The following is an 18169-nucleotide window of genomic DNA, read 5'->3' on the forward strand; positions in this document are numbered from 1 at the left end:
ACGCCAATCACGACATAGCGGCTTTCGTTATAGCGTTTATCGCCATGGCCATCGAAATCATCATCGCCGATATCACCCAGCTCGATGTAGATGCCATCGTCAACGCGGCCAACCCCGGCCTGCTCGGCGGCGGCGGCGTGGACGGCGCCATCCACCGCGCCGCCGGCCCCGCCCTGCTGGAAGCCTGCCGCGCGCTGCCGCAGGTCTCGCCCGGCGTGCGCTGCCCCACCGGCATGGCGCGCATCACCTCGGGCTTCGCCCTGCCCGCGCGCTATGTGATCCACACGGTGGGGCCGGTATGGCATGGCGGCGGCGCGGGCGAACCTGCGCTGCTGGCGAGCTGCTATCGCGAAAGCCTGCGCCTGGCGCGCTGGCGCGGCATCGCCGGCATCGCGTTTCCCGCCATCAGCTGCGGCGTCTACGGCTATCCGCCGGAACAGGCCGCGGCGGCGGCGATCGCCGCGCTGCGCGACGACCTGCGCGAGCACGGCGACCTGCGTGTCCTGCTGTGCTGCTTCGACGCACGCATGGCCGCGGTGTGGCGCGCCGCGCTCAGTCCAGCTTGAACGGATAAAGCGGCGGCAGGCCGGAAGGATCGGCCGGCGGCGGCGCCGCGGCATGCCACTGGAAGCCGTCGCGGAAGGCCGCAGCAAGCGCCTCGCCGGAAAGCGCGGCGCCGTCGGTCGCGTACAGGCGCTTCTGCAGGGTGGCGATGGCTTCGCGCTGCGGCGCCGAAGCGAGCGCCGCGGCGAGCGCGCCGAGATTCACCAGGCCAGGACGCTCGGCCTGCGCCCACGCAAGCAGGCTGTGTGCCTGGGCCGCCGCGTCGTTGCCGCGCGCGGCGGCGAGGAAGGCGGCACGGCGCTGGCGGTCGCTGGCCGGGGTTTCCGCCGCGGGCTTGCGCTGCGCCGGCGTGGCGCGGCGCAGCGCCCACCAGCCGAGCAAGGTGAGCAGCCACAGTCCGATGCTGCCCAGGGCGATCCAGCGCCACGGCGTGGCGTCTGCCGACGTAGTGACAGCGACCGGCGCTTCCGTCGCTTCCGGTGTCGCCACCGACGCCGCCGTGGCAGGTGCGCCCGCCGCCGGCAGCACGGTGTAGCGATGCTCGGGAATGGTCGCGACTTCGGCCTTGTCGGTCTGCGTATTCCACCAGGTCAGCGTGGTGGCCGGAATCACCAGCTCGCCCGGCTTGCCCGGCACCACCGCGAACGACTGCTGGCGCCGCCCGGACAACCAGGCGCCGTCGACGCGCGTGCCGTTGACCGGCTTGTCCGGATACACCGTGGCGCCGTCGATCCGCGGCAGGCTCAGCGCGGGCAGCGATTCGTACGGCAGGCCGGTGGCCTGCACCGTCATGGTGAGATTGAGCGGCTGGCCGGCGCGCAGCTGGGTAGCTTCCGGCGGCGCTTCCATCGCCAGCGACAGTGCGCGCGCGGGCAGCCAGGCGGTCTTGCCCGCGGCGGCGGGCACGGCGCGCACGTCGATCGATACCGGCGCGGATGCGGCCGACATCGCGCGCGTGCTGCCGAAGAAACTGTTGGGGTCGGCCATGTCGATCAGCTCGCCCTGGAACGAGACCGGGCCGACCTGGATATGCCCCGCATGCTGCGGGATCAGCGCGTAGCGGCGCTCGATCACGTTGTAGCGGCGGCCGCCGCGCTCGGCCTGATAGTTGCTGTCGTCGCCGAGCTTGCTCAGCTCCGCGCCGTCGGCCTGCGGCTCGTCCATCGCGCCGTTGCTGAGGCTGGCGGCGAAAAACAGCCGCACCACGAAGGACATCTGCTGGCCGACATAGGCATTGCGCGGCTCGGCCACCGCTTCGACGAAGACGTCCTTGCCCGCGGCCGCGGCGGCCTGCTGATCGGGCGCCGTCACGTCCAACTGCACCGGCTCGGTGCTGCCGCCGGCGAGCGCGATGGCGGGAATGGTCAGGCGGCCGACATGTCTGGGCCGCAGCGCGATGCCGTAGGTGAATTCCGAAGTGCGCTTGCCGTTGACGATGCTGAGGCTGGAATTGCTCGAGGTGCCCAGCACCTCGAAATCATTGTCGAGCACGGACAGATCCGGCGTGCCGACCGAACCGCCGGAGACCTTCAGATTCAAGGTGACGGTTTCGCCGAGCTGCACGCTGCCGCGGTCGAGCACCGCGCGCACGTCGGCCGCGGAAGCCAGCCAGGGCAGGCAGCACAGCAGCAGGCACAGCCACCAGCGCAGGCGCGACGAAGCCATCAATCTTCCTCCCCGGCGCCGCCATGGCGCTGCCGGTATTCCAGTTCGAACTTGCGGCGCAGCAGTGCGCCAGGGTCGTCGGGTACGCGCTGCAGCGCGCGGCGCACGTCGGCGGGCAGCTTGGCCTGCGGGTCGTCCGGCGACATCGCGCCGAGTTCGTGGGTGCCTTCGCGCTGGCCTTGCTTGCCTTCGCGCAGGGCCTGGTCCATCTGCGCGCTCAGCGCCTTGCGGGCTTCTTCGGCGCGCGCTTTCTGTTCGGCCTGTTCCTGCGCCGAGGGCGGCCTGGCTTCGCCCTGCCCGGGCTTCTCGGCCGCGTTGCCGTCCTGCTTGGCCTGGCCGGAGGCGTCGCGCTTGGAATCGGGGCCGCCGCCGTCTTTCGATTCATTCTGGCCGGGCTTCTGCTCGCCTTCCTTCTTTTCGTCGGGACGGTCGTCGCCCTTGCCGGCCTGGTCCTTGTCGCCGCCCTTGCCGTCGCCTTTCTTCTTCTGCTTGTCGTCCTGCCCGGGCTGGTCCTGCGGCGGATGCTTGCGCAGCCATTCTTCGACGGCGTCGCGGTTGGCCTTGGCGTCGGCATGCGCGGGATCGGCTTTCAGCGCGCGGTCGTAGGCCTCGATGGCTTCCTTGTAGCGGCCCTGTTTGGCCAGCGCGTTGCCGAGGTTGTAGGCCGGATCGGCGCCGGCCTGGTCCTGCCACGCGGCCGCGGCACCCGCGTAATCGCCGTTGCGGTAGGCCGCGGCGGCGCGCAGCGAGGGATCGCGCGCGAGTTCCCGCGCGCGTTTCGCATCGCCCTGGCGCAGCGCGGCGGCAGCTTGTTGATCCGGCCGGCGCCACAGATCGCTCCAGCTGCCGGCCTGCGCGGTGGACGGCAGCAGCGGCAATGCCACCAGCGGCACCAGCAGCAGCCAGCCGCGGCGGAACGCCAGCGCGAGCACCGCCAGCAGCGGCAGCAGCAGCCACGGGCCGCGGTCCTGCCATTCGTCGCCGTGCTCGCCGTCGGCGCGCACGATGGCCTGGGTGCCGGCGTCGCCCGGCTTAAGCGCGGCGATGTCGCGGTTGTCGTCGCTCATCGGCACGTAGCGGCCGTTGCCGGCGGCGGCCAGCGCGCGCAGCGCATCGTCGTCGCGGCGCGTCACCACGACTTCGCCGTGCGCGTCGCGCAGCAGGCCGCCGTCGCCGTCCGGCACCGGACTGCCCTGCGGCGTGCCGACGCCCAGCACGGACACGCTGATGCCCTCGTTGCGCACCTTGCGCGCGGCTTCCTGCGCGGCCGTGTCGGCGGTGTCGGTGATCAGCACGATGCGGCCGCTGCCGGCCTTGGCCGCGCGGATCATGCCGGCGGCGCGCTCGATCGCCGAGGCGGCGTCGTTGCCGTCGGTGGGCATGGTGTCAGGGGCGAGCGAGTCGAGCAGGTCGTCGAGCGCGTTGGCGTCGGAGGTGAGCGGCGCCACGCTGAAGGATTCGCCGGCATAGGCGACCAGCCCGTTGAGGTCGCCGCGGTTCGCCGCCAGCAGGTCGCGTGCCTTGTAGCGCGCGCGGTCGATGCGGCTGGGCGCGACGTCCTTGGCCAGCATGTGCCGCGACAGCGACACCGCCACCACCTGCGCCGCGCGGCTGGCGTACAGCGGCGAGGCCACGCGGTCCCAGGCCGGGCCGGCCAGCGCCAGAAAGCCCAGCACCGCGCCGGAGGCCAGCAAGGCCGCCGGCCAGCGGCTGTGGCCGCCCTGCCCGTACAGCACGTGCGGCAGCAGCTCCGGATCGACCAGCCGCGCCAGCTCGCGCCGCTCCTGTCCGCCGCGCGCGGCCAGCGCATAGGCCAGCGGCGCCAGCAGCAGGCCGAGCAGCCACCACGGATACAGGAAGTGGAAGTCGTGCAAAGCGGCCATCATGCGGCCGCCCTGGCGCCGCTGCGGCGCCGGGTGAGCACGATGGCGAACACGAAACAGACCATGCCGGCGAGCAGCGGGCGGTCGAACAGCTCATGCCGCGGGCGCAGTTCCGGGCCGTGCTGCGGCATCGGTTCGAGCGTGTCGATGGTGTGGTACGCCGCGGCCAGCTCGCTGGTGTCGGTGGCGCGGAAATAGCGGCCGCCGGTCTGCGAGGCCATGGTCCGCAGCATGCCTTCGTCCAGGTCGGCGGAAGGATTCACCACGCGCGAACCGAAGAAATCCGGCACGCGCATTTCGGTGGCGCCGATGCCGATGGTGTACACGCGCACGCCGGCGGCCTTGGCGGCGCGCGCCGCGTCCAGCGGCGCGATGCTGCCGGCGTTGTTGACGCCGTCGGTGAGCAGCACCAGCACGCGCGCCTGTTCCGGCAGCGCGGACAGGCGCTTCACCGCCACCGCCACCGCATCGCCGATCGCCGTCTCGGTGCCGGCCAGGCCGACGGTGGAACCCTGCAGCTGCGCGCTGACCGCGCCGAGGTCGTAGGTGATCGGCGTGACCAGGAAGGCGCGCGTGCCGAACAGGATCAGGCCCATTTCGTCGCCGCTGCGGCGCGCGATGAAGTCGGTGGCGATCGCTTCGACCGCGCCGAAGCGGCTGACCGCCTGGCCGGCGAGCTTCATGTCTTCCAGGCGCATGCTGCCGGACAGGTCGACCGCCAGCATCATGGCGCGCCCGCTGCGCAGCTGCGCCTGCGGCGGACCCACCCACTGCGGCCGCGCGGCGGCGGCGACCAGGCAGATCCAGGCCAGCACCAGCCACCACATGCGGCCGCCCTCGCGCGCGTTCTGCGCGACCACCGCCAGGCGCAACTGCGGATGCGGCAGATGCAGCGCCTGCCCCGGCGCGGCCGGGCGCAGCCAGCGCCACAGCAGCCAGGGCAGCGGCAGCAGCAGGGCGACCCAGGGCCAGGCGAATTCAAGCACGGCTGGCCCCTTGCGCGGCGGCGGTCAGCCGTTTCGTCCGGCGCGGCTGCAGCGCCAGCGCAAGCCAGCGGCGCGTGGCGGCGGCGATGTCGGCGATGTCCGTGCTGCGCGTGGACGGGCGGAACATGGCGTCTTCGAGTGCGATGAGGCGATCCAGCGTTGTTGCATCGACGGGAATCCGTGCGAGGCAGCGGCGCCATGCGTCGCCGCGATGATGCGTGGCCGCCGGATCGTAGGCGCGCGCCGCGCGCCGCAGCAGCTGATGCAATTCGGCGGCAAGGCGCTGCGGCTGTTGCGCATGCGCGCGTTCGAGCGCGTCGATGCCGGCGAGCGCGGCGGCGATGCGCTCGCGCTGCAGGCGGCGCCGGCGCAGCAGCCACCAGGCCAGCGCGCCGGCGCTCAGGAGCAGCGCGGCGAGCATCCACCAGCCCGGTGCGGGCGGCCACCACGACGGATCCGGCGGCAGATGGATATCGCGCAGGACCGGGCCATCCGGCGGCGGCGTGGCGGCGGGCATCATGCGCCGGCCTTGGCGCCGGCCAGCAGCGCGGCGACGGGATCGAGCGGATCGGCGACGGTGTCGATCACGCGGTGCGGCAAGCCGAGCGAACGCGCCAGCGCGGCCAGCTTCATCTGCCCGGCGCCGAGCGCCTGCTGGAAATCGCGGCGCTGGCGATCGCCGAACAGCACCACTTCGCGGCGCAGGCCGCCGTGTTCCAGCGGATAGCGGCCGGGCGGCGCGGAGGCCAGTTCCAGCGCATCGCCGACGATCAGCACGGACACGTCGGTATGACGGGCGAGGTCGATCAATCGGCCCTTCGCGGCTTCGTCGGCGCTGAGGCCGTCGCTGATCAGCAGCACGCGGCTGGCGCCGTGCATCAGGCGGCCGGCGCGCATCAGCGCTTCGGACAGCGGCTCCGCCGCGGCGGCGGTGCTGCGTTCCGCATCCCACGCCGCCAGCGCGCCGCACAGCGCGAGCGCGCCGCGCGTGCTGCCCTGCGGACGCAGCAGATGCCGGCGTTCGCCGAAAGCCAGCGCGCCGACGCGCTCGCCGGCACGCGCGGCCAGCCATCCGGCCAGCGCCGCGGCGCGTGCCGCCTGCACCGACTTGAAGCGGGCGCGGGTGCCGAAGCGCATGCTGCCGTGCGTATCCAGCAGCACCAGCAAGCGGCCTTCGCGTTCTTCCTGGAACAGCTTGGTGTGCAGCTTTCCGCTGCGCGCGGTGAGGCGCCAGTCGAGCCGGCGGATGTCGTCGCCGGGCTGGTAGGCGCGCGATTCGGCGTAGTCCATGCCGCGGCCATGCACGCGGCTGGCCTGCGGGCCGGACGGCGTGGCGCGGCTGCGGCGCGGCGACAGCGGCTTGCGCGCCGCGCGGGCACGCAGGGCGAGCAATTCGGCAAGCGCGACGCTGGCGCGTCCGTCGCCGTCCGCGGCGGGTGGCAGCACGGCGCTCACGGCAGGGGCACGAGCTCCAGCAGGCGCGTCACCACCTGGTCGCTGCGGATGCCTTCGGCTTCGGCCTCGTAGCTGAGCAGGATGCGATGGCGCAGCACGTCGTGGGCCAGCGCGTGCACGTCTTCCGGCAGCACATAGTCGCGGCCGGCCAGCCAGGCCTGCGCGCGGGCGCAGCGGTCCAGCGCGATGGTGGCGCGCGGGCTGCCGCCCCAGGCGATCCAGCGCTTCAGCTGCGGGCCGTAGGCGCCGGCATCGCGGCTGGCCAGCACCAGCTGTGCGATGTAGGACTCCAGCGCCGGCGCCATATGCACCGCCAGCACCGCTTCGCGCGCGGCGAACACGTCGGACTGGCTCAAGGTGGGCGGCGGCTCCGGCTGCGGATGCAGGCTGCGCCGCGCCTGTTCGCGCGCCAGGCGCAGGATGGCCAGTTCCGAGGCGGCATCCGGATAACCGATGGTCACGTGCATCACGAAGCGGTCGAGCTGCGCTTCAGGCAGCGCGAAGGTGCCTTCCTGTTCGATCGGATTCTGCGTGGCCATCACCATGAACAGCTCGGGCAGCCGCCAGGTGCTGCGGCCGATGGTGATCTGGCGCTCGGCCATGGCTTCGAGCAGGGCGGACTGGACCTTGGCCGGCGCGCGGTTGATCTCGTCCGCCAGCACGATGTTGTGGAACAGCGGCCCGCGTTCGAATTCGAAGCTGCCCGACTGCGGACGGAAGATGTCGGTGCCGGTGAGATCGGCCGGCAGCAGGTCCGGGGTGAACTGCACGCGGTGGAAATCCGCCTCGATGCGCCCGGCCAGCGCCTTCACTGCGGTGGTCTTGGCCAGGCCCGGCGCGCCTTCCACCAGCAGGTGGCCGTCGGCGAGCAACGCGACGAGCAGGCAGTCGATCAGGTGCGGCTGGCCGACGATGCTCTGCTGCAGTTCTTCGCGCAGACGCGTGAAGGCCTGCTGCAGCCGCGACGACGCTTGACTCTCGGGCATATCCATCGGGTTTCCATCCGGCTTGATCCGCCTACAGACAGCGGCAGGTTCCGGAAGTTTAGCGAGGCGCAACCGGCGCGGGGGCGCGACTGATGGCACAGCAAGGGCGATGCCCGACGCTCCGCACGAAGAAAAAGGCGACCAGCGGCCGGCGCAAAAAGAAAGGGCGGCCGGTGGCCGCCCTTCTTCGTTCGATCGTCTGCTCCGCTCAGCGCAGGCTGTCGCTCAGGATGCGCGGGGTGACGAAGATCAGCAGCTCGGCCTTGTCGTTCTGGCGCGAGGTCTTGCGGAACAGCGCGCCGAGGCCGGGGATGTCGCCGAGGCCAGGCACCTTGGTGATGGTGTTCTGCTTGGTGATCTCGTAGATGCCGCCGAGCACCACGGTCTGGCCGTTGTCCACCAGCACGGAGGTGTTGATCTCGCGGGTGTCGATCTGCGGCACCTTGCCGTTCGGCGTATCGACGAACTGCGCCAGCGCATCCTTCTTCACGTTGATGGCGAGGTAGACGCGGTTGTCGGCGGTGATGGTCGGGGTGACCTTCAGCTCCAGCACGGCGTCCTTGAACTGCACGGACGCGGTCGGCGCGGTGCCGCCGGCGGTGCCGCCGCTGTTCTGGTAGGTGACGTAGCCGATTTCCTGGCCCTGGCGGATCACCGCTTCCTGCTGGTTGGCGGTGATGACGCGCGGGCTGGAGATCACTTCGCCGCGGCCTTCGGTCTGGGCGGCCGACAGTTCCAGGTCGACCAGGTAGTTGCGGCCCAGGATCGCCAGGCCCAGCTGGCCGGCCGGGTTGGACACCGGAAGGTTGACGTTGTAGCCGTTGTTGCCGCCGGTCTGGTAGGTGATGGTGCCCGGCTTCGGCGGGTTGCCGACGCGGCCGCCGTTGATCCAGTTCTGCAGATCGTAGGCGTACTGGTTGCGGACGTTGCTGGTGTTGATGCCCAGTCCGGAAGCGTTGTCGCCGCTCGGGCTGGTCGAGATCACGTTGCCGCTGTCGGTGGTGTGCGTGGCCTGCACACCCCACTTCACGCCGAGCTCGCGGGTGAAGGTGTCGGTGGCCACCACGATGCGCGACTCGATCAGCACCTGCTGCACCGGACGGTCGAGCACGGAGATCAGTTCGCGCAGCTCGCGGATCTTCTGCGGGTTGTCGTTGATCAGCAGGGTGTTGGTGCGCTCGTCGAAGGAGACGCTGCCGCGCGAGGACAGGAAGCCGCGGCCGCCGCCATTGCCGCCACCGCTGCCGCCGGTACCGGTCATGCTGCCCTGGGTCAGCAGCTTGGCGATGTCCTGCGCCTTGCCGTAGCTGATCGGCACGTAGTCGGTGACCAGCTCGGCGGTGTCCTCGGCCTTCAGGCGGGCCTCGGCCACGCTCTGCTCGTACTTGGCCAGTTCTTCCTGCGGGGCGATCCAGATCACGTTGCCGTTACGGCGCTTGTCCAGGCCCTTGGCGCGCAGCACCACGTCCAGTGCCTGGTCCCACGGCACGTTGACCAGGCGCAGGGTGATCGCGCCGCCGACGGTGTCGGAGGCCACCAGGTTCTGGCCGGACATGTCGGCGATCAGCTGCAGCACCGAGCGGACCGGGATGTCCTGGAAGTTGAAGGTGACGCGATTGCCGCTGTAGGTCGGCTCCTGGCCGCGCAGCGGCTTGCCGTCCGGACCGGTGCCCGGGGCCACCTTCTTCGGCGCGACCTCGACCACGTACTGGTCGCCGGTCTGGTAGGCCGAGGTGTCCACGTTGCCCTTGATGGCGATTTCCATGCGGGCGCCGCCGCGCGTGCCGGCCTTGGTGGTGACCGACTGCACCGGCGTGGCGAAGTCGAGCACGTCCAGGCGCTGGGCGAGGTTGGCGGGCAGGTTCACGTGGTCGAGGTTGACCACCACCTTGTCGCCTTCGCGCTTCATGTCCGCATTGGCGCCGGCGCCGCTGAAGTTGATCAGCACGCGGCCTTCGCCGTTCGGACCGCGGCGGAAGTCGATGTTCGACACCGCGGGACCCGCGGCCGAGGACGGCAGCGCCTTGGACGGGTCGATGGTGGACGCCGTGGTGGTGGTCTGCGCGTCGGTGCCGTTGTTGACGGTGAACACCAGGCTGTTGCCTTCGACGCGCGAGCGGTAGGACGAGTCGCGGATCAGCTCGACCACCACGCGGGTGCGGCCGCCGGCGGCGATCGCCGAGACGCCCATGGTCGAGCCCTTGCCGATGTCGAGATGGCGCGCGGCCGAGTTCTCGGTGTCGGGCAGGTCGATCGCGATGCGCGGCGGATTGCCGGTGGTGAAGATCTTCGGCTCGGGCACGGGGCCCTGGGCGAAGTTCAGGTGCAGCTCGATCTTGCCGCCCGGCAGGGTGTCGTAGCTGATCTCGCGCAAGGTGTTGGTCGCGGCAGCCGCGATTCCCGACCACGCGGCGCCTGCGATCAGCAGTGCGGTGAACAAGCGACGACTCGCATGGCGCATGACACGGCCCTGGACTGGTTTGTTGAGGTTCGTCATTGCATCAGCCCCTGTGATTCTTATTTCTCGCCAAGCGCGATGCTGGCTGAGCGTTCCATCCAACCGCCGTTGCCGTTAGGCACCAGTTCGACCAGCTCGATGTGGTCTTCGGCGATGGCGGTGACGTGTCCGTAGTTCTGGCCCATGTACTCGCCGCGGTGGGTCCGGTGGATCACCCCGGTGGGATCCTTGATGAGCACTTCGATACCGTTGCCGGTGCCGACCGTGCCGACCATCTTGAGGCTGTCCAGCGCGAACGCTTCCAGCGGCTCCTTGGTACGGTCCTGGTCGGGGCGCGGCCCGTTGGAGGCGCCGTTGTCCAGCTCAGCGGTGCTGGGGCTGAACGGGTCGCGGCGGTCCTGGTCGTTGTAGAGGAAGGTTTCGAAGGTCTTGATGACGGGCAGCGGCGGAATCGGCGCACCCTTCTTCTGCTTCTCCTGCGAAACCCAGTCGCGCAGGTCCGACATGCCGCGGGTGCAGCCGGCCAGCATCAGTACGGCACCGATGGCCAGCGCGACGCGTGCGGCGCGGAGGGCTGTGGTCTTGCTCATTTCTGCCCCCCGTTCTTGGCACCGGACGACTTGGCATTGGCGGCCTTGGCCTCCGCGCTTTCGTCGTCTTCCAGATAGCGATAGGTCTTGACCGTGCCCTGCAGCACCAGGGTGCCGCCCTTGTCCTTCGGCGTCAGCGAGACGTCGTGCAGGGTCAGGATCACCACGCGCGGCAGCGAGGCCACGCCGCTGATGAAGGTGCCGAACTGGTGGTAGTTGCCCACCATGCGCAGCTGGATCGGCTTCTCGGCGTAGAAGTCCTTGGGGATCTCGGCGCCCGGCTGGAACAGCTCGGTCTCCAGGCCCGCGGACAGCGCCGTCTGGGAGATGTCGACCAGCAGCTCAGGCATCTCGGTGCGGCTGGGCAGCTGGCGCAGCAGCTGGCGCAGCATGTCCTGCATCTCGTCGAGCTGCTGCTGCAGCGCTTCGAGATTGACCGCCTTGGCCTGCTTCTGGGCGAACTCCTGCTTGAGCTGTTCTTCCTTGCCGGCGAGCTGGGTCAGCTCGTCCTGCTGGTTGCTGATGATCGAGTACCAGCCGATGAAGCTGACCACCGCGAACAGCAGCACGATGAAGGTGATCTTGGCCGACTTGGGCCAGCCGCCGATGTTGTTGCGGTCGAGGTTGCGCAGATCGCTGATGAAACTCATGGCTTGGTCCCCCCGTTGGCCGGCGCACTGGGCGGCGCGTTGGCCGGCTTGGGAGCCTGCGGTGCGGCGGCGGGCTGGGCGGGCTTGGCCGGCGGAGCGGTCAGCGCCTGCGCGGCAGAGCCGAAAGCCTGGCGGGCCGCGGTGCCGGACGGAGCCGGCGCGGCGGGAGCCGCGGCGCTGGCGGCGCCGGCCGGCTGCACCGGCGTGTGCTCGGCGTCCGCGCCCTCGTCGGGCTTGGGCTTGCTGAGCGCGACGTCGAGGCCGAACACGTAAGGCATGCGCGAATCGCCGTGGGTGTTCTCGGTCTTGCGCAGGTCCGCGTGGCCCATCCACGGCGAGGCTTCGAGGTTGCGCATGTATTCGGCGACGCTGGCGTTGGACTGGGCGACGCCGTCGAGCGACATCGACTCGCCGACCTGCTTGAGGCCGCTGAGGCGGGCGCTGGCGGGAATGGTCTTCACCAGTTCGTCGAACAGGTGGACCATCTGCGAACGGTTGGCCTGCAGCTGCTCGATGATCTGCTTGCGCGCCAGCAGGCGCTCGCGGACTTTCTCGAGATCCTTGATCTTGGCGATGCGTTCGTCGAGCTGCGCGATCTCGCCCTGCAGATAGGTATTGCGCTCGTTCTGGTTGCCGATGCGCTGGTCCATCCAGGTCATCCACACCAGCACGAACAGGATCGCCGCGACGATCGCCGCGCCGAGCTGCATGAAGAACTCGCGCTCGCGATGCTTGCGGCGTTCCGCGCGCCAGGGAAGTAAGTTGATGCGTGCCATCAGTCGAAGCTCCTCATGGCGAGGCCGACCGCGATCATCAGCGCCGGCGCATCCTGGGCCAGCTGCTGCGCCTGCACGCGCGGCGACAGCGACATGCGCGCCAGGGGATTGGCCACCACGCAGGACACGCCCAGCTGCTCCTCGAGCATCGGGCACAGGCCTTCGATGGAGGCGCAGCCGCCGGCGAGCACCACCTGGTCGACCTTGCTGTATTCACTGCCTGCGAAGAAGAACTGCAGCAGGCGGCTGATCTGCTGGATCAGCGATTCCTTGAACGGCTCCAGCGCCTCGGTCTCGTAGGACTCCGGCAGGCCGCCCTTGCGCTTGGCGCGGCCGGCTTCCTCGTAGGAGAGGCCGTAGCGGCGCATGATTTCGTCGGTGAGCTGCTTGCCGCCGAACACCTGCTCGCGCGAGTAGATGGTGCGCTGGTTGCGCAGCACCGACAGCGTGGTCATGGTGGCGCCGATGTCGATCACGGCGACGAGCGCGTCGCGGCCGACGTTGAGCTGGTCGGCCACCATCGCGAAGGCGTTCTCCATCGCGAAGGCTTCGACGTCGACCACCTTGGCGCTGATGCCGCCGAGGTCGAGCGCGGCGACGCGCATGTCGACGTTCTCGGTGCGCGACGCGGCGAGCAGCACGTTGTTCATTTCGGGGTTGTCGCGCACCGGACCCAGCACCTCGAAATCGAGGCTGACTTCCTCGATCGGATACGGGATGTACTGGTTCGCTTCGACCTGGATCTGTCCTTCGAGATCTTCTTCGGACAAATCACTGGACATCGGGATGATGCGCGTGATCACCGCGGAACCGGCGACGGCCGCGGCAGCGTGTTTGAGCTTGGTGCCCGAACGGGCCACCGCGCGCCGGATCGCTTCGCCCACCGCCTCGACTTCGACGATGTTCTTTTCGACCACGGCATTGGGGGGCAGTGGCTCGACCGCGTAGTGTTCCACGCGATAGCGGCCACCGGCCTGGCTGAGCTGCAGCAGCTTGACGGCGGTCGAACTGATGTCGACGCCAATCAGCGGCGGCTTCTTGGGTGTAAAGAGCCCCACGATTTTCCCCCTTGCCCCTGGACGCCTGCACCGTATTTGAGTGGTGAGTGCGCGACGGCATTAAATCCAAAAATTAACGTATTGGCAACGGCCTACACGAACTATCTCGACTGTTTTGGCGTGACGGCATCCACAATTAGCGCCAATCACGTCCCGGCCTTTTTTGTGACGTAACAGTGACCCGCAGGTGGGAATCTGCCAGCCGGTACCGTTAAGCAAATGGTGCTACATCTATACTGTGCCGTGTTTTGACTCAGGTCTCGCAATATCCACACCATGCAAATTCTCAAGCGTCTGCTGCGCTGGGTGCTGATCCTTGCTTTCACCGGATTGCTGCTGGCGGTCGCCGCAGTAGGTGTGGCGTATTGGCTGGTCTCGCCGCGCATCCCCTCGGTGGCGGTCCTGAAGGACTATCACATGCAGGTGCCGCTGCGCGTCGTCAGCGCGGACGGCAAGCTGATCGCCACCTTCGGTGAAACCCGGCGCATCCCCGTCGGCATCGCCGCGGTGCCCGACCGGCTGAAGCACGCGGTGCTGTCGGCCGAGGACGGCGATTTCTACCGCCACCCCGGCGTCGACTGGCACGGCATCGCCCGCGCGGGCTGGCACGTGATCGTCTCCGGCGGCGACAAGGGCCCCGGCGGCTCGACCATTACCCAACAGGTTGCGCGCAACTTCTTCCTGAGCCCCGAGAAGTTGTATTCGCGCAAGCTCACCGAAATCTTCATCGCCCTGCGCATGGAGAACGAGCTGAGCAAGGACCAGATCCTCGAGCTCTATCTGAACAAGATGTTCCTCGGCCACCGCTCCTACGGCGTGGCCGCGGCCGCCTCGTACTACTACGGCAAGTCGCTGGACCAGCTCAGCGTGGCCGAGTGCGCGATGATCGCCTCGACCTTCCAGCTGCCTTCGGTGGTCAATCCGATCAACAACCCCAAGCGCGGCCTGATGCGCCGCAACTGGGTGCTGGGGCAGATGCTGGCGAACCGCTACATCACCCAGGCCGAGTACCAGCAGGCCATCGCCGAGCCCAACAACGCTTTCCCGCACGAGCCGCCGATCGAGGTGGACGCGCCCTACCTGGCCGAAATGGTCCGCCTGCAGGCGCTGGACCGCCTGGGCAACGACGCCCTCACCGAGGGCTACGTGATCAAGACCACGGTGCAGAGCGCCCGGCAGCAGTCCGCCGTGGACGCCATGCGCGCCGGCCTGATCGACTACGACCGCCGCCATGGCTGGCGCGGCCCCGAGGACCACCAGGAGCTGGCCGAGAACGCCGGCAACGAGGACTTCGACCGCATCCTGTCCAGCTATACCGACATCGCCGGCCTGCGTCCGGGCGTGGTCACCGGGGTGGGCGCCAGCGACGCCACGGTCTACCTGTCCACCCGCGAGCAGGTGCAGCTGGGCCAGGACGCGGTGGCCTGGGCCAAGCCCTACGTCAACGAGACCCGCGTCGGCGCCCCGCCCAAGAACGTGGCGGCCGTGCTCAAGCGCGGCGACATCATCCGCGTGGCGCGCAATGCCAAGGGCGAGTGGGAACTGGCGCAGATCCCCAAGGTGCAGGGCGCGCTGGCCTCGGTGAACCCGGAGGACGGCTCGCTGCAGGCCCTGGTCGGCGGCTTCAACTTCCTGCGCAGCAAGTTCAACCGCGCGGTGATGGCGGCGCGCCAGCCGGGTTCCAGCTTCAAGCCCTACATCTACTCGGCGGCGTTCGAGCGCGGCTTCACGCCGGCCTCGATCGTCAACGACGCCCCGCTGGCCCTGCCCGACCCCTCGCGCCCGGACGGCCTGTGGACGCCGTCCAACGACGACGACAAGTTCGACGGCCCGATCCGCCTGCGCGAAGCGCTGGTGAAGTCGAAGAACCTGGTCTCGGTGCGCCTGCTGGACGCCATCGGCGTGCGCTATGCGCGCGACTACGTCACCCGCTTCGGCTTCTCACCCGACGCCCTGCCGCCGAATCTTTCGATGGCCCTGGGCACCGCCTCGGTATCGCCGATGGGCATGGCGCGCGGCTATGCGGTGTTCGCCAATGGCGGCTACCTGGTCACGCCCTACTTCATCAGCGAGATCGACGATCGCGACGGCAAGCCGGTCTACGTGGCCAACCCCGCGCGCGCCTGCCGCACCTGCCAGGAGCGCCTGCTCGACACCCGCCCGCCGGGTCCGCCCTCCTCCAGCGCCGCCCCGGCCAACCCGGTGGCCGCCGCCGGCACGCCGGCCGCCGCCGCCACCACGGGCGGCGCGGTGCTGCCGGCCGACGCGCACGAGGGCAACCACCCGCCGACGCTGGCACCGCAGGTGATCGACGTGCGCAACGACTTCCTGGTCACCTCGCTGATGAAGGACGTGATCCGGCGCGGCACCGGCGCGGCCGCCATGGCCCTGGGCCGCGACGACCTGGCCGGCAAGACCGGCTCGACCAACGAGCACCGCGACGCCTGGTTCGTCGGCTTCAACGGCGACCTTTCCACGGCCGTCTGGGTGGGCTTCGACGACTTCGGCTCGCTCGGCCGCGGCGAATTCGGCGCCAAGGCGGCGCTGCCGATCTGGATGGACTACATGGGCGCGGCCCTGAAGGACCGCCCCTCCTCCACCTTGTCGATGCCCCCGGGCATCACTACGGTACAGATCGACCGCTCCAGCGGCCTGCCCTCGGAACCCGGCAACCCCAATGCGATGCCGGAAATGTTCAAGGTGGAAGACGTGGACCGCCTGCGCCAGCAGGCTACCCAGCAGCAGGAGGATCCCGACCAGCAGCACGCGTACGACATCTTCTGACGCGACAGGCGGGTGGCCCGGTCCACCCGCTGCGCCGCGAGGCCGTCAGCGAACGGCCGCACCTCCAACCAACGACCAGGAGGGACCAGGATCATGGCTCGAGGCGAGCATCACCGCATCCACGCGCAGGACCGCGTCCAGCGCAACCGCCTGCGTATCGCCCAGGAGGCCGCGCGCCTCATGAGCGAGCATGGCATCCGCGATTTTCATCACGCCAAGCTCAAGGCCGCCGAGCGGCTCGGCATCTTCGACACCCAGGCACTGCCCCGCAACAACGAGATCGAGGAAGCGCTGCGCGAGCACCAGCGCATCTTCCAGGCGCACAGCCAGCCGCAGCTTTTGCAGAAGCGCCGCGAGGCGGCCCTGGAAGCCATGCGCTTCCTCAGCGACTACGAGCCGCGGCTGGTCGGCGCGGTACTGGAAGGCACCGCGGACAGCCATTCGGCCGTGTGCCTGCACGTTTTCAGCGACGACCCGGAGGCCGTCATCCTGCACCTGCGCGAGCACGGCGTGCCGGTGGAAACGCAGACGCGCCGCCTGCGCCTGAGCCGCGACGAACAGGCCGAGTACCCGGTACTGCTGTTCGCCGCCGACGAACTGCCGTTCGATCTCACCGTGCTGCCGGTGAATTCCCTGCGCCAGCCGCCGCTGGACCGCATCGACGAGAAACCGATGCGCCGCGCCTCGCTGGCCGGGGTGGAAGCCCTGGTCGCCGAGGGCGGCGAAGACGACGACTTCGAACGCAAGCTGGCGTCGGCGCTGCGCTGACGCCTTCCTTCCACGCAAAAGAAAACGCCCGGCATGGCCGGGCGTTTTCGTGTGGCGGGGTCTTAAGCGCTCAGCGCTTGTCGGCCGGCACGTAGTTGCGCACGTCGGCGCCGGTGTAGATCTGGCGCGGGCGGCCGATGCGGGCGCCGGGGGTTTCGTGCTGCTCGATCCAGTGGGCGATCCAGCCGGCGGTACGCGCGATGGCGAACATCACCGTGAACATCTCGGTCGGGATGTTGAGCGCCTTGTAGATGATGCCCGAGTAGAAGTCGACGTTCGGGTACAGCTTGCGCTCGACGAAGTACTCGTCCTTCAGCGCCGCCTCTTCCAGCTTCAGCGCCACTTCCAGCAGCGGGTCGTTGACGCCCAGCTCGCCCAGCACCTTGTGGGTCATCTCGCGGATGATCTTGGCGCGCGGGTCGAAGTTCTTGTACACGCGGTGGCCGAAGCCCATCAGGCGGAAGTTGTCGTTCTTGTCCTTGGCGCGCTTGACGGCGGTTTCGACCTTGTCGGCCGTACCGATCTCCTCGAGCATCTTCAGCACCGCTTCGTTCGCGCCGCCGTGCGCCGGGCCCCACAGCGCGGTGATGCCCGCGGCGATGGAGGCGTACGGGTTGGCGCCGGTCGAACCGACCAGGCGGACGGTGGAGGTGGAAGCGTTCTGCTCGTGGTCGGCGTGCAGGATGAACAGCAGGTCCAGCGCCTTGGCGGCAACCGGGCTGAGGGTCAGCGGCTCGCTCGGCACTTCGAACATCATGTGCAGGAAGCGGTCGACGTATTCGAGATTGTTGCGCGGATAGCGGAACGGCCAGCCGATCGAATAGCGGAAGCAGGCAGCGGCGATCGTCGGCATCTTGGCGATCAGGCGGATCGCGGCCAGCTTGCGGTCTTCGGCGTTATCGACGTCGATATCGTCGTGGTAGAAGGCCGACAGCGAGGCGACCGAGGCGGCCAGCATGGCCATCGGGTGCGCGTCGTGGTGGAAGCCCTTGAAGAAGTCCTTGAGCGACTCGTGCATCATCGTGTGATGGGTGATGTCGTCTTCGAACTTGGCGAACTCGCCCTTGCTGGGCAGCTCGCCGTTGAGCAGCAGGTAGGCCGTCTCGAGGAAGCTCGACTTCTCGGCCAGCTGCTCGATCGGGTAGCCGCGGTACAGCAGCACGCCCTGGTCGCCGTCGATGTAGGTGATGGCGCTCTTGGTGCTGGCGGTGCTGCCGTAGCCCGGGTCGTAGGTGAAGTGGCCGGTGTCCTTGTACAGGTTGCCGATGTCGATGCAGTCCGGGCCGAGCGTGCCGCTCAGCAGGGGCAGCTCGCTGCTGCGTTTGTTCGACTCATCCACCAGCTTGACGGTCTTGGTATCGGACACGGAAACCTCCTTCAGCGAATGTCGCCGCCGGTCACCGGGGGTGGTGCGCCAGGCGGGGGAATTAGGCGCAGCGCGCTGGGGAAGGCGCGATGCAACGCCGGCCATTATCACACATCACCCGGCGAACATCCCTTGGCGAATGGTCGGATGACAGACGCGAAAAAGCATGGGGCGAGCTTG

15 protein-coding genes are annotated in these 18169 nt (G+C 69.2%); 3 read left to right on the forward strand and 12 right to left on the reverse strand.

Annotation, left to right across the window (positions count from 1 at the left end; translation table 11 throughout):
* Positions 1–44 precede the first annotated feature (44 nt).
* Positions 45–566 carry an O-acetyl-ADP-ribose deacetylase gene (locus FHW84_RS02650; RefSeq protein WP_167252554.1) on the forward strand — a complete coding sequence of 174 codons (522 nt, stop codon included), beginning with the start codon at positions 45–47 and terminating at the stop codon, positions 564–566.
* Here the strand turns inward: FHW84_RS02650 and FHW84_RS02655 are convergent.
* The 11 genes from FHW84_RS02655 to FHW84_RS02705 all read right to left on the reverse strand — a co-directional run bounded on the left by FHW84_RS02655 (position 553) and on the right by FHW84_RS02705 (position 13071).
* Entirely contained in the window at positions 553–2229 is a 1677-nt protein-coding gene (locus FHW84_RS02655; protein ID WP_167252555.1) for a BatD family protein, read from the reverse strand. The genes FHW84_RS02650 and FHW84_RS02655 overlap by 14 nt on opposite strands.
* Positions 2229–4115, reverse strand: coding sequence for a VWA domain-containing protein (locus FHW84_RS02660; RefSeq protein ID WP_167252556.1), 1887 nt, complete (start codon positions 4113–4115; stop codon positions 2229–2231). The genes FHW84_RS02655 and FHW84_RS02660 overlap by 1 nt, the downstream gene beginning before the upstream one ends.
* On the reverse strand, positions 4112–5098 hold the full coding sequence (locus tag FHW84_RS02665) for a VWA domain-containing protein (RefSeq protein ID WP_167252557.1): 987 nt from the start codon (positions 5096–5098) through the stop codon (positions 4112–4114). The genes FHW84_RS02660 and FHW84_RS02665 overlap by 4 nt, the downstream gene beginning before the upstream one ends.
* Positions 5091–5618, reverse strand: coding sequence for a DUF4381 domain-containing protein (locus tag FHW84_RS02670; RefSeq protein ID WP_167252558.1), 528 nt, complete (start codon positions 5616–5618; stop codon positions 5091–5093). The genes FHW84_RS02665 and FHW84_RS02670 overlap by 8 nt, the downstream gene beginning before the upstream one ends.
* Entirely contained in the window at positions 5615–6553 is a 939-nt protein-coding gene (locus FHW84_RS02675; RefSeq protein ID WP_167252559.1) for a DUF58 domain-containing protein, read from the reverse strand. The genes FHW84_RS02670 and FHW84_RS02675 overlap by 4 nt, the downstream gene beginning before the upstream one ends.
* Positions 6550–7545, reverse strand: coding sequence for a MoxR family ATPase (locus FHW84_RS02680; RefSeq protein ID WP_167252560.1), 996 nt, complete (start codon positions 7543–7545; stop codon positions 6550–6552). Before FHW84_RS02680 ends, FHW84_RS02675 begins: the two co-directional genes overlap by 4 nt.
* A 202-nt stretch (positions 7546–7747) precedes the next feature.
* Complete coding sequence (locus FHW84_RS02685; RefSeq protein WP_167252561.1) at positions 7748–10000, reverse strand: type IV pilus secretin PilQ; 2253 nt, start codon at positions 9998–10000, stop codon at positions 7748–7750.
* A 56-nt stretch (positions 10001–10056) separates the two neighbouring features.
* Positions 10057–10587 carry a pilus assembly protein PilP gene (locus FHW84_RS02690; RefSeq protein ID WP_167252562.1) on the reverse strand — a complete coding sequence of 177 codons (531 nt, stop codon included), beginning with the start codon at positions 10585–10587 and terminating at the stop codon, positions 10057–10059.
* Entirely contained in the window at positions 10584–11237 is a 654-nt protein-coding gene (gene pilO / locus FHW84_RS02695) for a type 4a pilus biogenesis protein PilO (protein ID WP_167252563.1), read from the reverse strand. The genes FHW84_RS02690 and pilO overlap by 4 nt, the downstream gene beginning before the upstream one ends.
* Positions 11234–12013, reverse strand: a complete 780-nt coding sequence (locus tag FHW84_RS02700; protein ID WP_167252564.1) for a PilN domain-containing protein — start codon at positions 12011–12013, stop codon at positions 11234–11236. Before FHW84_RS02700 ends, pilO begins: the two co-directional genes overlap by 4 nt.
* Positions 12013–13071, reverse strand: a complete 1059-nt coding sequence (locus FHW84_RS02705; protein WP_167252565.1) for a pilus assembly protein PilM — start codon at positions 13069–13071, stop codon at positions 12013–12015. Before FHW84_RS02705 ends, FHW84_RS02700 begins: the two co-directional genes overlap by 1 nt.
* Before the next feature lie 276 nt (positions 13072–13347).
* Between FHW84_RS02705 and FHW84_RS02710 the strand changes: the two genes are divergently transcribed.
* Together FHW84_RS02710 and FHW84_RS02715 are read left to right on the forward strand one after the other, a co-directional pair.
* Positions 13348–15855, forward strand: a complete 2508-nt coding sequence (locus FHW84_RS02710) for a penicillin-binding protein 1A (protein ID WP_167252566.1) — start codon at positions 13348–13350, stop codon at positions 15853–15855.
* Positions 15856–15948: 93 nt separating this feature from the next.
* Entirely contained in the window at positions 15949–16623 is a 675-nt protein-coding gene (locus tag FHW84_RS02715; RefSeq protein ID WP_167252567.1) for a hypothetical protein, read from the forward strand.
* A gap of 70 nt (positions 16624–16693) precedes the next feature.
* On the opposite strand, the gene FHW84_RS02720 is transcribed toward FHW84_RS02715, so the two are convergent.
* Positions 16694–17989, reverse strand: coding sequence for a citrate synthase (locus FHW84_RS02720; RefSeq protein WP_167252568.1), 1296 nt, complete (start codon positions 17987–17989; stop codon positions 16694–16696).
* Positions 17990–18169: the final 180 nt, after the last annotated feature.

The sequence above is a fragment of the Dyella sp. SG562 genome (assembly GCF_011759495.1).
GTDB lineage: Bacteria > Pseudomonadota > Gammaproteobacteria > Xanthomonadales > Rhodanobacteraceae > Dyella_D > Dyella_D marensis.